This is a genomic window from Vibrio ouci, assembly GCF_004551525.1.
In the GTDB taxonomy this organism is placed as follows: Bacteria; Pseudomonadota; Gammaproteobacteria; order Enterobacterales; family Vibrionaceae; genus Vibrio; species Vibrio ouci.
In genome coordinates, this window is record NZ_SATR01000407.1 from 1 (window position 1) to 380 (window position 380).

2 tRNA genes are annotated in these 380 nt (G+C 51.3%); both read left to right on the forward strand.

Annotated elements, in window-relative coordinates:
• Positions 1–158 precede the first annotated feature (158 nt).
• Positions 159–234, forward strand: a tRNA-Gly gene (locus ELS82_RS26045).
• A gap of 38 nt (positions 235–272) precedes the next feature.
• Positions 273–349: transfer RNA gene (locus ELS82_RS26050), tRNA-Met, on the forward strand.
• The last annotated feature ends 31 nt before the right edge of the window (positions 350–380 follow it).

A 380-nucleotide genomic window follows, 5' to 3' on the forward strand; every position in this document is an offset into this window, starting at 1 on the left:
GCTCATAACCCGAAGGTCGTCGGTTCAAATCCGGCTCCCGCAACCAAATTTAAAAGGTATTGTGATTCGCTAGCTCGTCGGGCTCAGCTATTCATAAAACCTCGCGAAGGTCACTGGTTCAAATCAGTCCTCGCAACCAATTCTCTTATTGAGAATATGCGACACTAGCTCAGTTGGTAGAGCGCAACCTTGCCAAGGTTGAGGTCACGAGTTCGAACCTCGTGTGTCGCTCCAAATTTAAGGCTCTCATTGTGCTTAACAATGAATACGGACGCGGGGTGGAGCAGCTTGGTAGCTCGTCGGGCTCATAACCCGAAGGTCGTCGGTTCAAATCCGGCCCCCGCAACCAATGCGACACTAGCTCAGTTGGTAGAGCGCAA